The 15165-nt window shown below is 67.7% G+C and carries 13 protein-coding genes; 11 read left to right on the top strand and 2 right to left on the bottom strand.

All coding sequences use genetic code 11. The annotated features are described in order from the left end of the window. Positions 1–39: 39 nt before the first annotated feature. From IB257_RS13150 to IB257_RS13135, 4 genes are read left to right on the top strand one after another with little or no spacing between them, the layout of a single operon-like run. A complete protein-coding gene (locus tag IB257_RS13150) occupies positions 40–699 on the top strand; it encodes an amino acid ABC transporter permease (RefSeq protein ID WP_192492405.1) in 660 nt (219 codons plus the stop codon). Continuing rightward, on the top strand, positions 696–1427 hold the full coding sequence (locus tag IB257_RS13145; protein ID WP_175160240.1) for an amino acid ABC transporter ATP-binding protein: 732 nt from the start codon (positions 696–698) through the stop codon (positions 1425–1427). Before IB257_RS13150 ends, IB257_RS13145 begins: the two co-directional genes overlap by 4 nt. A gap of 10 nt (positions 1428–1437) precedes the next feature. Continuing rightward, the gene (locus tag IB257_RS13140; RefSeq protein ID WP_175160243.1) at positions 1438–2736 is read left to right on the top strand and encodes an FAD-binding oxidoreductase; all 1299 of its coding nucleotides are present in this window, start codon (positions 1438–1440) and stop codon (positions 2734–2736) included. A 28-nt stretch (positions 2737–2764) separates the two neighbouring features. After that, entirely contained in the window at positions 2765–4033 is a 1269-nt protein-coding gene (locus IB257_RS13135; protein ID WP_175160245.1) for an FAD-binding oxidoreductase, read from the top strand. Positions 4034–4076: 43 nt separating this feature from the next. Here the strand turns inward: IB257_RS13135 and trpA are convergent, their stop codons facing one another. Next, the gene (gene trpA / locus IB257_RS13130) at positions 4077–4862 is read right to left on the bottom strand and encodes a tryptophan synthase subunit alpha (protein WP_192492404.1); all 786 of its coding nucleotides are present in this window, start codon (positions 4860–4862) and stop codon (positions 4077–4079) included. Further along, positions 4859–6067 (bottom strand): tryptophan synthase subunit beta, encoded by a 1209-nt coding sequence (trpB, locus tag IB257_RS13125; RefSeq protein WP_192492403.1) that lies wholly within the window; start codon positions 6065–6067, stop codon positions 4859–4861. The genes trpA and trpB overlap by 4 nt, the downstream gene beginning before the upstream one ends. Before the next feature lie 110 nt (positions 6068–6177). On the opposite strand from trpB, the gene IB257_RS13120 reads away from it, so the two are divergent. The 7 genes from IB257_RS13120 (at position 6178) to IB257_RS13090 (ending at position 15149) form a co-directional block, all read left to right on the top strand. After that, positions 6178–7056 (top strand): LysR substrate-binding domain-containing protein, encoded by an 879-nt coding sequence (locus IB257_RS13120; protein ID WP_125471236.1) that lies wholly within the window; start codon positions 6178–6180, stop codon positions 7054–7056. Positions 7057–7123: 67 nt separating this feature from the next. Further along, the gene (locus tag IB257_RS13115) at positions 7124–7861 is read left to right on the top strand and encodes a hypothetical protein (protein ID WP_192353968.1); all 738 of its coding nucleotides are present in this window, start codon (positions 7124–7126) and stop codon (positions 7859–7861) included. A 141-nt stretch (positions 7862–8002) separates the two neighbouring features. Beyond that, on the top strand, positions 8003–10084 hold the full coding sequence (locus IB257_RS13110; protein ID WP_054451785.1) for a PIG-L family deacetylase: 2082 nt from the start codon (positions 8003–8005) through the stop codon (positions 10082–10084). A gap of 109 nt (positions 10085–10193) precedes the next feature. After that, positions 10194–11111, top strand: coding sequence for a GAF domain-containing DNA-binding protein (locus IB257_RS13105; RefSeq protein WP_233564540.1), 918 nt, complete (start codon positions 10194–10196; stop codon positions 11109–11111). 138 nt (positions 11112–11249) lie between these two features. Further along, positions 11250–12395 carry a D-alanyl-D-alanine-carboxypeptidase/endopeptidase AmpH gene (ampH, locus tag IB257_RS13100; RefSeq protein WP_054451787.1) on the top strand — a complete coding sequence of 382 codons (1146 nt, stop codon included), beginning with the start codon at positions 11250–11252 and terminating at the stop codon, positions 12393–12395. Then, the gene (locus IB257_RS13095) at positions 12392–13564 is read left to right on the top strand and encodes a hypothetical protein (protein ID WP_346546744.1); all 1173 of its coding nucleotides are present in this window, start codon (positions 12392–12394) and stop codon (positions 13562–13564) included. The genes ampH and IB257_RS13095 overlap by 4 nt, the downstream gene beginning before the upstream one ends. A gap of 7 nt (positions 13565–13571) precedes the next feature. Beyond that, the gene (locus IB257_RS13090; RefSeq protein WP_192492402.1) at positions 13572–15149 is read left to right on the top strand and encodes a serine hydrolase; all 1578 of its coding nucleotides are present in this window, start codon (positions 13572–13574) and stop codon (positions 15147–15149) included. The last annotated feature ends 16 nt before the right edge of the window (positions 15150–15165 follow it).

Genomic DNA, 15165 nt, shown 5'->3' with positions numbered 1-15165 from the left:
CCCGATCCGCCGCGGCGCGCCGCCTAACAGGTATCCAAGATGTTCCAGTCATTTTTCAGTGACGCCGCGGAGTTCTTCCCGGTGCTGATGCAGGGGGTGCTGACGACCATCGCCATTACTGCGGCGGCGCTGGTCATCGCCACGGCGCTCGGCCTGTTCTGGGCTCTGCTGCGGGTCAGCGGCGTTGCGCCGCTATCGCACGCCAGCCGCATCCTCACCAACATCATCCGCGGCGTTCCCATCATCGTCGTGCTGTTCTACATGTACTTCGTGCTGCCCGAAATCGGTATCAGCCTGACCGCCTTCCAGGCCGGCGCGCTGGGCCTGGGCGTCGCGTACTCCTCGTACATGTCGGAGGTGTTCCGCTCGGGCATCGACGCGGTCGATCCCGGCCAGTTCGAAGCTGCCCAGTCACTGGGCATGTCGCGCGCCAAGCTGATGCGCCGCGTGGTGCTGCCGCAGGCCTTCAAGGTCGCGCTGCCGCCCTACGGCAACAACGTGGTCATGATGCTGAAGGATTCCTCGCAAACAGCGGTCATCACCGTGGTCGAGCTGTCCATGCAGAGCAAGCTGATTGCCTCTTCCACCTTCAAGAGCGCCACCATCTTCACGCTGGTAGCCCTCATGTACCTGGCCATGAGCCTGCCCATGATGTACTTCATCGGCAAACTTGAACGCCGACTGGGGCGCCGCCAATGATCAAGATCGAAAACCTCAGCAAGTCGTTCGGCGCCCACCGCGTGCTGGAAGGCATCGACGCCGAAATCCGGCAAGGCGAAGTGGTCTGCCTGATCGGACCGTCCGGCTCCGGCAAGTCCACACTCCTGCGCTGCATCAATGGCCTGGAGCGCTACGACGGCGGCCGCATCACGATCGACGGCATCACCGTGGACGCGCGCCGCAAGGACATCCAGAACATCCGCCAGCGCGTGGCCATGGTGTTCCAGCGTTTCAACCTGTTCCCGCACCGCACCGCGCTGGAGAATGTCATTGAAGGCCCGGTGCATGTCAAGGGCGAAAGCGTCGAGTCCGCCACCGCCCGCGGCCGCGAGATTCTGGCGTCGGTCGGCCTGGCCGAGAAGATGAACCACTATCCGCAGCAGCTCTCCGGCGGCCAGCAGCAGCGCGTGGCCATCGCCCGTGCGCTGGCGATGGAACCCGAGGCCATCCTGTTCGACGAGCCGACCTCGGCGCTGGATCCGGAACTCGTGGGCGAGGTGCTGTCCGTGATGCGCACGCTGGCCGAGAAGGGCATGACCATGGTCATCGTCACGCACGAAATGGACTTCGCGCGCAACGTCTCTGACCGCGTTCTGTTCCTGGAAAACGGCCGTATCGCCGAACAGGGCCCCTCGCGCGAAGTGCTGACCAATCCCCGCAACGAACGCATGCGTGATTTCCTCAAACGCGTCACCCACGCCCAGTAGCTCCGGCACCATGAACAACGATCTGTTTTCGCCCGCAGCCACGCTGTGGGCCGCGACCGCGCCTGCGCGCGCCGCCTCGCCGGCGTTGGCCGGTCCGCTGCATGTCGACGCCGCCGTGGTCGGCGGCGGCTTCACCGGCCTGTCGGCCGCCTTGCATCTGGCCGAAGCCGGCTTCAAGGTGGCGCTGTTCGAATCCCATGAAGTGGCCCACCGCGCCTCCGGGCGCAACGGCGGCCAAGTGGTGCCGGGATTCAAGCCCGGCCCTGCCGCGCTGATCCGCCGCTTCGGCGCGGACACGGCCACGCGCATGATGCGCTTTGCCTACGGCAATGCCGATTACCTTTTCGAACTGGCCGAACGCCTGCGCATCGATTGCTCGCCCACCCGCAATGGCTGGATCCAGGGCGCGTTCTCGGCGGCGTCGGGCAGCTATCTCAAAAGCCGCGCGCGCGAGCTGAACGCCCACGGCGGCGACGTCGAATACCTGGACGCCGACGCGATGCGCGCGGCCACCGGATCCTCGTTCTGGCCCGCGGGCCTGCGCGAAAAGCGCGCAGGCGCGGTGCAGCCGCTGGCCTTCGCCCGCGGACTGGCGCACGCGGCGCAGGTCGCAGGCGCGGCGGTGCACGACCACTCGCCGGTGTCCGCCATCGCGCCCACGCCGGACGGCGGCGCGACGCTGAGCGTGAACGGCTTTGCGGTCCAGGCACGCCACGTCGTACTGGCGACGGACGCCTACACCGACCGGCTGTGGCCGGCCGTCGCGCAGTCGTATGTCAACGTATCCAGCGCACAGATCGCCACCGATCCCCTGCCGCAAGCGCTGCAGGAGCAATTGTTGCCGCTGCGCGCCGGCATCTCCGAAACGCGCAAGATTACCTACTACTGCCGCATCGACCCGGAAGGTCGCTTCGTCATCGGCGGCCGCGGGCATTCGTCCGAGCGCCTGGATCCGTCCACTGGCGAACAGTTGCGCCGCGCCGCAGTCGCGCGCTTCCCGCAGTTGGCCGACGCCGCGTGGCGCCACGGCTGGGCCTGCCGCGTAGGCATGACCATGGACGACCTGCCTCGCGTGCATCGGCTGGCGCCGGGCATCTGGACCGCCTACGGCTACTGCGGACGCGGCGTGGCCATGGGCACGGCGCTGGGCCGCGTGCTGACCGACGCCATCCGCGGCGTGCCGGCAGGTGAACTCGACTTCCCCGTCACGCCCATCGAGCGCATGCCCTTCTACCCGGCGCGGCAATTCGGCGCCAGGCTGGCCATCAACTGGTACCGCCTGCGCGACGCGCTGGGCTACCCCGCCTGACCCCCTGCCCTGGCGCTTCCATATCGTCATGACGACACAAACGCAATTTCCAGCCACGGTGGACGTGGCCATCATCGGCGGCGGCATCATAGGCGTGAGCACGGCGCTCGCGCTGGCGCGCGCAGGCGTGCGCTGTGCGCTGTTCGAAAAAGGCACGCTGGCCTGCGAGCAGTCCTCGCGCAACTGGGGCTGGGTACGCACCTTGGGACGCGACCTGCCCGAAGTGCCGCTGGCGCTGCGCGCCAACCAGCTCTGGCGCGAGATCCAGGCCCAGGTCGAAGTCGGCTACCGCCGCAACGGGCTGGTCTACCTGCAAGAAAACGAGACGGACGCCGCCGAGCACGAAAGCTGGCTGGCCAAGGCGCGCGCCTATGGCGTAGAGGCCGACATGCTGGGCCGCGAAGCAGCCCTGCGCCTGCTGCCCAGTTCCGCACGCGCCTGGACCGGCGCGCTCTACAGCGCCGCCGACGGCGTGGCGGAGCCGCAGATCGCCACGCAGGGCGTCGCGGCGCTGGCTCGCCAGGCCGGCGCGCTGATATACGAAAACTGCGCCGTGCGCGGCGTGGAGACCAGCGCTGGCCGCGCCGACACCGTCATCACCGAACGCGGTACGCTGCGCGCGCAGGCGGTGCTGGTGGCCGCCGGCGGCTGGTCGCGCCTGTTCTGCGGCAATCTGGGCGTGGACTTTCCGCAGTTGAAGGTGCGCGGTTCGGTGTTGCGCACCGAACCTTTCGACGCCGGCGTTTCGCTGGCAATCAACGGCAAGGACTTCACCTGCCGCAAGCGCGCCGACGGCGGCTATACCGTCTCGCAGTTCTCGGCCTCGCTGGCCGAACTGGTGCCGGACAGTTTCCGCCTGATGGGCAAGTTCCTGCGCGCCTGGATCGCCAACAACTCGCTGGTCCGGATCCGCTTCAGCAAGCGCTTCTTCGAAGAACTGGCGACGCCGCGCCGCTTTCCGGCCGACCGCGAAACGCCTTACGAGCGCTGCCGCGTGCTCGATCCCGCGCCTTACAAACGCGGGATCGACCAGGCCTGGGAGCGCCTGCTGCGCGCCTTCCCCGTGTTCCAGCAGGCCCGCATCGCGCAATCCTGGGGCGGCTACATCGACGTGACGCCGGACGCCATGCCTGTCATCGCGCCGGTCGCCGCCGTGCCGGGGCTTTACTTGGCATCCGGCTTCTCCGGACACGGATTCGGCATCGGTCCCGCGGTGGGTGAAACCTTGGCCGCCCTTATCCAGGGGAACGAAACGCCCGTCGACATCAGGGCGTTCCGGCTGGAGCGGTACGCCTGAGGCATGCGCGCTGCCCGGCCTTCCAGGACGGCGCACGCGCCGTTTACCCCCGCAGCGCCGCCGCCAGCCCCCGCACCTCGTCCAGCGCGCCCGCCACGCCCTGCTCCGCCAGCACTTGCGCAAGCCGCGAGCCGACCACCACCAGATCGGCATGCCGCGCGACGAGCCGGGCTTCATCAGGCGAACGCACGCCGAAGCCCGCAGCCACCGGCAGCCTGGTATGCGAGCGCAGCCGGTCCAGATCCTGCGCGATGCGGCGCTCGTCAGGCAAGTCCGCACCCGTCGTGCCGGCCAGCATGATGTGATAGACAAACCCGCTGGCGTCGCGCAGCAAGCCCGCCAGCCGCGCGTCCTCGGACGTGGGCGCGGACATCCGGATCAGATGCAGGCCATGCGCGCGCGCCGCGCGGCTGATCTCGTCGGCATGTTCGAGCGGCAGGTCAATGAGGATCAGGCCGTCCGCGCCCGCCGCGGCCGCGTCCTCGATGAAGCCTTCAACCCCATGCCGCAGGATGGGATTCAGATAGCCCATCAGCACCAAGGGCGTATGCGCGTCCGCCTCGCGGAAATCGCGCACCAGGGTCAGCGTGCGCTTCAGGGTCTGGCCGCCGGCCAGCGCACGCACGTTGGCCCGCTGCAGCACGGGACCGTCCGCGACCGGATCGCTGAACGGCATGCCGAGTTCGATCACGTCCGCGCCCGCCGCGCGCAAGCCGCACAGCAGCTCCAGGCATGCGGCAGGATCGGGATCGCCCGCCGCAAAATAGGTCACCAGCCCACTGCGTCCAGATTGGCGCAGCTCCGCCAAGGTTCGATCAAGCCGGGTCATGCCGCCACCTCGCCAAATTGAGTCACCGTGTCCATGTCCTTGTCGCCGCGTCCGCTCAGGCACACGACGAGAATCTCGTGGGGCGCCATCCGCGGCGCCAGCTTGCGTACGTAGGCCAGCGCATGCGCGCTTTCCAGCGCGGGCAGGATGCCTTCCTTGCGCGTCAGCCAATGGAAGGCCGACACGGCCTCGGCATCCGTGACCGACACGTAGTCCACGCGCTTGCGGTCATGCAGCAAGGCGTGTTCGGGCCCGACGCCCGGATAGTCGAGGCCGGCCGATATCGAATGCGCGTTGACGATCTGGCCGTCTTCGTCCTGCAGGTAATAGCTGCGGCAGCCGTGCAGCACGCCCTCGTGGCCCGCGCTGATGCTGGCCGCGTGCGCCCCGCTGGCCAGGCCCAGCCCGCCGGCTTCGACGCCGTACAGACGCACGTCTGCCAGTTCCAGAAAGGGGTAGAAAAACCCCATCGCGTTGGAGCCTCCGCCTACGCAGGCCACCATGGCGTCGGGCACGCGGCCGGTCTTGGCCGCGATCTGCTGGCGCGTCTCCTCCCCGATCACCTTCTGGAACTCGCGCACCAGCCAGGGATAAGGATGCGGTCCGGCGCCGGTGCCCAGCAGGTAGTACGTGTCGGCGGGATGGGCGATCCAGTCGCGCAAGGCCTCGTTCATCGCGTCCTTCAGGGTGGCGGTGCCGGCGTGCACCGCGCGCACCTCGGCGCCCAGCATCCGCATGCGGCGCACGTTGATGGACTGGCGCTCCATGTCTTCGGCGCCCATGTAAACCACGCACTGCAGGCCGAACAGGGCGCAGACGGTGGCAGTCGCCACACCATGCTGGCCCGCGCCGGTTTCGGCAATGATGCGGCGCTTGCCCATGCGGCGCGCCAGCAGGATCTGCCCCAGGCAGTTGTTGATCTTGTGCGCGCCGGTGTGGTTGAGGTCTTCGCGCTTGAGGTAGACCTGCGCGCCGCCCAGCTCCCCGGAAACGCCGCGCGCCAGGAACAGCGGGCTCGGCCGGCCCACATAGTCGGCCAGCAGGCCGCGGTAGGTCTGCCAGAAGTCCTCGTCCGCCAGCGCCGCCTTGAACTGGCGTTCAAGTTCGTCCAGGGCGGGGACCAGCGTTTCGGGCATGTAGCGGCCGCCGTAGGGGCCGAATTGGCCTCGGCTGTCGGGCGCGGCCGGATGGATGGCGAGTGGCATGGATAGGTTTTCCGTGACAGGATGAGTAGGATTTTCCTTATGCTATCGTCACAAAATACTTATTTGAATCAATGATTTATTTCCCATATATGTAAGTTCAGCTAACAGCCATGAGACGTCTGCCATCCCTCAATGCCCTGCGATTCTTCGACAGCGCGGCCCGCCAGGCGAGTTTCACGCTGGCCGCCAAGGAACTCTGCGTGACCCATAGCGCAGTCAGCCAGCAGATCCGGCAACTGGAAGAATGGCTGGGCTGCGCCTTGTTCGAGCGGCGCGCGGGGCGCGTCCACCTGACCGCGGCGGGCCTGGACCTGCAGCGCGCGGCGCATGACGCCTTCGACCTGCTGGAGCGCCGCTGCGACGAACTCAGGCGCGGCACGCAGCCGGCCGAATTGGCGGTGGGTGCGCCCGCCAGCTTTCTTTCCAACTGGTTGATCCCGCGGCTTGAACAATTCGAAGCCCTGCATCCGGACATCCGCATCAGGCTGCAGACAGCCGCAGATGCCGCCCTGTTGAACACGCAGCGCGTGGATGCGCTGATCCTGGCCGGGCGCGCCTGGCCGCAAGAATGGGGCGTCACCCCGCTCTTCGCCGAAACCATAGGCCCGGTCTGCACCCCGACCCTGGCCGCGCATATCCGCGATGCGGCCGACGTGCTGGATATGCCGCTGCTGCACACCAGTTCGCGGCCCGACGCCTGGAAGGATTGGGCGGCGCGCCAAGGCATCGCGCTGACGCCACGGCAAGCGGGGCGCGAGTTCGACCATCTGGGCCACATGCTGGAGGCCGCCGCGGCCGGGTTGGGCGTGGCCATCGCGCCGGCGGTGCTGGTGGAGGCCGAACTGCACCGAGGCAGGCTGGCCGCGCCGCTGGGCTTCATCGAAAGCGGCGCGGCCTTCAGCCTGTGCCTGCGCAAGGATGCGGTCCGCGCCGACGCCGCGCATGAACGCCTGCGCGACTGGCTGCTGGCCAGCGCCGGCGCGAACTGACGCCCTCCACGCTGCGCGCGCAAACCGGTTACCCTTGCGCGCCGAACCACACTGCCGCAACGTATCCATGAAAAAACTCTGCGCGATGTTGGGCCTGCTGGTCCCCACGCTGGCCAGCGCCGCCTACAGTCTTTCCGCCACCGAGGCGGCCGTGCTGGAAGCCGTGCTGCGCGACGAGCTCGACACCTACCTGCAAGGCGGCAACAGCCTTATCGGCGCAAGGCTCGGCCTGCCCGCCGCGACCGCCGAAACCGTGTCCCGGGCTTATGCCAACGGCCCGACTGCGCGCTTTCCTGCGTCGCTGGATGTGACCATGCTGATCGCCGGCCCGGTCGATGCCGGCAAGCGCACGAACGGACGGATAGTGTCGTTCGCCACCTCGGGATCGCCGACTGTCCGGGCCCAGTTGCCGGCGGGCCTCCTGCCCGCTCCACGCCTGGCCTTGGCATGCAGCCGCATGGAATTGATCGACGAGTCACCCACCTTCATGGACTGCCGCGACGGCGCGCTTGCCGGCAAAGAGGAGACTGCCCGCCTCAAGCGCGACCTGGACGACTTCTACCTGGGCAAGCCGACCGCCGTCCAGGTGTCCCAGCTGGCCGTCAACATATCGGTGTACGCCAGCCTGCTGGCGCCCGGCCACGGCTGCCCGAAGGACATCGAAACATGCCGCCAGGCCATCCAGGCCGTCGACGGCGCAAGCCAAAGCAAGCAACTGCCGGCAATCGTGCGGCGCTTCCAGCAGGCGGGGCTGGATCTCAGCCCGTACCAGGGCGATAAGGCCATGGCCGCGCCCAACCGCTAGCGCGGGCGGACCGGCCGCGCCATGCCGGAATGAGGGCCACGGGGCCGTCTGTACCGCCCCCATTTACCGCCATCCCGCACCGCTATACTGGTCCCACCTCAATACCCCTTACGCGCCGCGCCTTTTCTGCTGCGCCCCGTTATGCACGTCTTGTTGGCCATGCTGCGCCCCCTTGGCCGGGCGCTACTCTGTACCGTCGCCACTCTGCTCTCCGCCCAAGCGTTCGCCGCTCCGCCGACGCTGGCGCAATGCCATGGCATCAAGGACATGGCTTTCGTCGCCCACCTGGACGACGACCTGCTGTTCATGAACCCGGACATCGCCTCTAACATCCAGGCAGGCGGCTGCGTGCGGCTGGTCTACCTGACCGCAAGCGATGCCGGCGAAGGCGATACCTACATGCTGGGACGCGAGCGCGGCGTGCGCTCCGCCTATGCCTATATGGCGCATCAACCGGACGAATGGAAGGAAGACGCCGGCATCGCGGGCGGACGGCACATCGCGCGCTTTACCCTCAAGGGCAATCCGCGCGTGCAGCTTTGGCACATGCGCCTGAAGGATCCCTGGCTGGGCAAGGGCTGGGGCAGCCTGACGCCGCTGAGCCGCACTGAATCCGTACCCGGCCAGAACGTCGACACGCTCGGCCCCTATGCCGAGTCCTACACGCGCGAACAGTTGATCGACACCCTGGCCGACCTGATCCGCCAGTACGCGCCGACCACGGTACGCCATCTCGACGATACGATCGCCGTGCCTTACACGCAGCTGTGCTGGCGCTGCGCCGGCCATGGCCATCCCGACCATATCGCCAGCGCGCGGCTGGCGCGCGAAGCCATGCTGCGCGCGCCCGGCAACTACGCCGAGATGGGCTACGTCGATTACCCCAGCCAGGAGCGCGCCACCAACCTGACTCAGGCCGAAATCGCCAGCAAGTCGCTGACCTTCCAGCACTACGCCTGGAACGACTACCACTATTGCGCCGGCCCCACCGGCTGCAAGGAGCCCGCCGGCCCCGCGGCCGCCTGGGTGCAGCGCGCCTATTACGTGTCGCGCCAGGACATCGCGCCGCAGCTTTACCCGGACGGGCGCGGCGGCCTGGTGGTGTTCGCTGCCGGCGAAACCAATGGCGCCGTCAACCGCTGGGACGCGGACCAGCGGCGTTGGCAAAGCCTGGGCGGGCGCACCAACGGCCCGCTGGTGTCGTACACCCATACCGACGGCACGGCTGGCCTGATGGCGCGCGACCCGCTGGGCGGCGTGTGGGCCAACAAACAGCGCCACGACGGCACCTGGCAAGGCTGGCAAGCCTTGGGCGGCCTGCGCGTGACCCAGATCCCGGCGGTTGCGCCGCGCGGCGAAGCCGCCGCCGTGGCGCTGGGCTACGACGGCCTGCTGCACTGGATCACGCCCTCCGGCGTCGACGGCAGCTGGGGCGCCTGGCAGGACCTGCCGCCGCTGGAGGGCGTGACCGGCGCCCCCGCTGCGGCGCTGGGCGGCGACGGACGCTACATCATCTTCGCGCTCACCGGGACCGGCGAGCTCCACTACACCCGCCAACTGCCGGCCGCCAAAGGCCAGCTCCCCGAATGGCAGGACTGGCGCCGCGTGCCCGCGCCCCAGGCCGCCGGCGGCCTGGCAGCGATCCGCAATCACCAGGACCGCGTCGAACTCTATTTCCGCCAGCGCGGCAACAACCATCTGACCCGCCTGATGGAGACCGGCGACACCACCGATCTCGACATGGAATGGAGCGCGCCGACCGACATGGGCGTGCCCTATATCGGCCGCCCGGCCATTAGCGCCGACGCCGGCGGCAACGTCATGATTGCCGTGCTGGAGCGCGCCGGCGGACAACTGTGGCTGGTGGAACACGGCAGGCCGTCCAAGCTCGACGCCCAGGCCGCCTCGCCGCCTGCGCTCAATCTGGTCAATGGCACGCTCTACATCGTCGCCCGCGCCACCGGCGCCCCGCAGCGCTACGAGGTGCTGTCGCGCCACGATGGCAACTGGACCCGCGGCGTGACCCTGGAGGGCGTGCCATCGGCCGGCGGCGGCCCCTTCGAAACCGTGGCCGCGCGCCCCATCGACCTGCCCAAGCTCGGCGCCAACGACGCCAACAAGGCGGCGGTGGTGCGCCCGTCTGCAGAGGATCCCGGCACGCTCAGCGTGGGCCGCATGCCGACGCAGGCCTCCCAGGCGGCGACGCCGACCACGGTGCGATGATGATTTCAGATCTTGTCATCCCTCGTTACCAGAGGGAAAATCCAGCCTAGCCGCGGGGCCCGGCCCGCGAGCGCGCCAAGCGCCATGTCGCCGCAGGGGGGAATCGCAAGTGAAGGATGCAGTCCAGTACCAGACTCACCCCGCCACCCTGCTTGAACCCGATCCCTCGTCGGACTGGCTCTACCACTGCGCGATGAGCCTGCTCAAGCTCCCCGCCGACGACGCGATCTCCGAACAGCTGGCCTACATGGGCGAGACCTCGGACGTGGACCGGTCATGGATGATCGAGTACCGCCCGGACATGCTGCGCCTGCGCAATACCCATGAATGGTGTCGCGGCAAGACCGAACCCTTCGTCGCCGAACTCCAGGACGTGCCGACCACGCTGATCGCCTGGCTGCACAAATTCATGGTCAAAGGCCAGGCGGTCGCCATCCACGACGTCAACGACCTGCCCCGCACCGCGCGCGCCATCCAGGTCGAATTCCAGCGCCAGGGCAACAAGAGCGTGCTGAGCGTGCCGGTTTTCCATGACGGGAAGCTCTACGGCATCATCGGCTTCGACACCACCGTGCGGCACCGGGCCTGGTCCGCCGCCGAAGTCCGCGCCCTCTACCAATGCGCCAACCTGATAGGCCAGGCCAAATACGGCAACAGCCGCGAGCGCGGCCGCGCGCCGCGCTACGACAGCGCCACATCGGTGATCTATCTCAGCATGCGAGGCGTGGTCCGCGGCGTGCAGCCTGAAACCATCGTAGGCGTGCGCTCGGCGGGCAACTACAGCGAAATCTGGCTGGAAGACGGGTCGATGGTGTTGGACTCGCGCGCGCTGGGCATATGGTCGACCCTGCTGCCGGAACAGACCTTCTTCCGGGTGCACCGCACCGCCATTGCGAACGCGTTGCATGTCATGGACGTGGACCGCCGCAGCGTGGACAAGTGGCTGATCCGGATGCGGGCCGTGGACGAGACCTGGCCGGTGTCGCGCTCCTACCGCAAGCCGCTGCGCGAACGCATGGGCATCTGAACCCGGCGCACCTCTGAAATATGCAGTTCGTCATGCCGGCATGTTGTTTCGTCCTGCCGCAAGTGGCCGCGCAACGAGTTTTTGGGATCATCGCAGGCGAAGGAACATCCGTTCCCAAAGTCCCGCAGAGAGAACCGCATGCTGACGTCCCGCATACTGCCGCGCATCACCTCCCTAGCCTTGAGCGCCGCCTGCGCACTGGGCGCCAGCCAGGTCCGCGCGGCCGACCTGGCGCTGCAGGATGCCGTCTCCATGGCCGGCATGCAGCTGTACCTGAACTCGGGTGCGCCAGGAATGATCATCGCGGCCGTGCGCGGCGACGAGGTCGTGATTCAGGGCTATGGCGAAACCGCGCCCGGCAGCGGCGTGGAGCCGGATGGCCGCTCCATTTTCAGGATCGCTTCAGTATCCAAGGTGTTCGCTGGCGACGTGTTGGCGGCGTTGGCAGCCAAGGACAAGCTCAAGCTGACGGATCCGCTGGCCAAATATGCGCCGGAAAACGCCAAGGTCGAAACCAACGGCCGCCCGCTGACGCTGCTGGACCTGGCCACGCATTCGGCCGGCCTGCCGCGTGAACTGCCCAACCCTGACGCCAAGCCTTCCGACAATCCGTTCGCCGCGTTCGACCGCGCCTATTACTGGAAATGGATCGGCAGCCATAAGCCGGCCTATGTGCCCGGTACCACAACGCTGTACTCCAACCTGGGCTTCGGCCTGCTGGGCGATGCGCTGGCCAAGGCCGGCGGCGCGGACTATTCCACCGTGCTGGCCAACGAGGTGCTGAAGCCCGCCGGCATGACCGACACCACCAATGCGCTTGACGACGCGCAGAAAAAGCGCCTGATGACCGGGCTGGATCCCTTCGACAAGCCCGATCCCAATGCCCCGGTGCCGGACGTGATGTACGCCAGCGCCGGCATCTACTCCACCGCCGACGACATGGCGCGCTGGATGCGCTGGCACCTGGACGGCGCCAAACAATCGAAGCAGGCGTCGTTGCTGGCGCACACGATGTGGCTGCCCTATGACGGACTGAAGTCCGTCGTAGGCACGGAAGTCACCGACGCCGACGGCATGGGCCTGGGCTGGGTCGTGACCCTGCCGCGCAATGGCGCGCCCTTGCTGCTGGGCAAGAGCGGCGGCCTGGGCGGCTTCATGTCGTATGCCGTGCTGTCGCCCAACCGCGGGCTGGGCGTGTTCGTCGTCGCCAGCCGCGTGAATTTCGCCATGTTCAACAATATCCATTCCCAGGTGCGTGAACTGGCGGCCGAGCTGGCGCGGTGAACGGACCCTGCCGGCCGCTGCGCCAGGCCGCAGCGGCCGCGCTGCTGGCCGTGGCCGCGCAAGGCGCGTGCGCGCAGGAAGCTCGGGACATCTTCAAGACGGAGATCTTCCTCACGCCCTACAGCGAGCTGGGCGAGGGCGGCGAAACCTATCCGCAGCTGAATGGCCGCTTCCTGCTGATGACCGGCTACACCGGCTTCTTCGGCGTGCAGGACGACAACGGCCAGCTTCCCCGCTCGCACTGGAGCAGCGTGCAGCCCACGGCGGAGGCGGCCCTGGTGCTGCAGCTGACGCGGCAGTTTTCGATCCGCACCAAGGCGACCTTCAACTCGTCCACCAACGACACCAAGGACAATGCGTTTTCCGACCTGGGCGTGGACCTGGACAACCTGTTCGCCGCCTATACGGCGGACAACTACGCGCTGTACGGCGGCAAGATGGACCTGGGCTTTGGCGACGCCTGGCACGTGGTCGACGGCTTGTACACGGGTTTCAACGAGAATTCGGAGTTCCGCGGCTCGATCGGGGTGGGCGGACGCTACACCCTGGATACCGCGGGCCGCGGAACGCACTCCGTGGCCGCCATGCTGTTCAAGCGCGACAACACCGCGATGAACCGACGCTTCAGCCTGGATGGCGGCCTCATCGGGCCCGATCAGCCGCCGATCTTCAGCGACCAATTGAAGTCCTTCATCCTCTCCTACGATTTCCGCGATCTGCCCGGACTGGAAGGATGGTCGGGCGGGGTGGACGCGGGCCGGCTGCATCTGGATCCGGATCAAGGAAAAAGCGCCAACACGGTATCGGCCCGCTTGCGCTACGACGCGCCGCTGGGCAACTCGTGGAACCTGAGCTGGTTCAACGAAGCCACCTATTCCAGCGCCTTTCGCGGCGCCCCCGTGTCCAACGGCAACGGCGTGACCTCGGTCTCGTTGTCGCGCGACCGCTGGCAGCTGACCGCGACAGCAGCCGTGCGCAAGCTTTCCGGCAGCGGCCAGAAGCTGGCGCAGTACGGCCTGCTGGACGATACGGATTGGGGCATTTCAGGCGCGGTTACCTACGTCACGCCCATGGGCTTCATCGTGCAGGCCGGGCTCACGCATCAGCGCGACCAGGCCCTGCGCATCAACCAGGGCGTTTTCCGCATCGCTTACCAAGCAGGATTCTGAGGCCATCATGAACCGCAAACACACGCTCGTCACCGGAATCATCCTTCTTGCGCTGGGCGGCGCCACGGCAGCCTGGTCGCAGTCCGTGCCCATTGCCAGCGCACCGAATCCGCCCGCGGACGCCGTCGCCATCCCTGCAGGCAGCAAGGAACGCGCGCTGCGGGAACTGCCGCAAATCATCGCGGACATCATGCAGCGCAGCCGGGTTCCGGGCATGGCCGTGGCCGTGGTCATCGACGGCAAGACCGTGCTGGCGCAGGGCTACGGCACGCGCGAGGCTGGCAAACAGGCGCCGGTGGATGCGCAGACCGTGTTCCAGATCGCATCGATCTCCAAGTCGCTGTCGGCGACGGTGGCGGCCATTGAAGTGTCCAAGGGCCGCGCAGCCTGGGACGATCCGGTCTCGCGCTACCTGCCGGACTTCAAGCTGAGCAATGCCTACGTGTCCGAACGCGCCACGATCGGCGATTTCTTCGCGCACCGCTCCGGCCTGCCGGGCACGGCGGGCGACGATCTCGAAGACCTGGGTTTCAGCCGCGACGACGTGATCGCCCGCCTGCGCCTGCTGCCGCTGGACGCCTTCCGCACGTCCTACCACTATGCCAACTTCAGCACCACCATCGGCGCCCAGGCTGTGGCCAAGGCGGCCGGACGCCCTTGGGAGCAGTTGGCCGACGAACAGCTTTTCAAACCATTGGGCATGAAGTCGACCAGCTACCGCTACGGCGACTTCGAGGCGCGCGGCAATCGCGCCGTGCTGCACGCCTACCAGAACGGCCGCTTCGTTCCCACGGGCCAGCGCGACGCCGACCAGCAGGCGCCCGCGGGCGGCGTGTCCTCCACCGTCGTCGACCTGGCGGAGTGGCTGAAGCTGCTGCTCGCCGACGGGCAATACCAGGGCAAGACCCTGATCGCCCCAGGCGCCCTGCTGCCGGCCCTGTCGCCCCAGGCATACAGCGCCCGTGCGCATGACCTGGACTCGCGCTCCGGCTTCTACGGTTATGGTTTCAACGTCAACACCGAACTGGGCGGACGTCCTTCGATGGGACATTCCGGCGCCTTCCTGATGGGAACGGGAACAACCTTCCGCATCGTCCCTTCCGCCGGCATCGGCATCGTGGTGCTGACCAATGGCGCGCCAGTGGGCGCGGCCGAATCCGTCGCGGCATCGTTCACAGACACTGCGTTGTACGGCAAGCCCACGCGCGACTGGTTCGCGGCCTACAACGGCGCCATGAAGGCGTTCTTCGAACCCCAGGCCGATCTGTCCGGACAGGCCGATCCCGCCAAGCCGGCGGCGTCGAAAGCGCTGTCGCAGTACACCGGCAGGTTCGACAATCCCTACTACGGCCCGGCCGAGATCCAGGAGGCCAACGGCGCGCTGACCCTGGTGCTGGGGCCCAAGGGCATGCGCTTCCCCTTGCGGCACTGGGACGGCGATACCTACGCCTTCTCGCCCGCGGGCGAAGCCGAACTGGTCGCCTCGCTGGCGTCCATCGTGTTCAAGATGGGCCAGGGGCGGGCCCAGGGCTTCGACATCAAGTTCTACGACGACAACGGCCTGGGCCGCTGGGTCCGCAAGTAGCCTTCCACCCTGCCGC

The organism is Achromobacter sp. ACM03 (assembly GCF_014851665.1).
GTDB classification, from domain to species: domain Bacteria; phylum Pseudomonadota; class Gammaproteobacteria; order Burkholderiales; family Burkholderiaceae_B; genus Achromobacter; species Achromobacter aegrifaciens.
The sequence above is the reverse complement of the archived record's forward strand: the minus strand, read 5'-3'. Positions and strand labels throughout refer to the sequence as shown.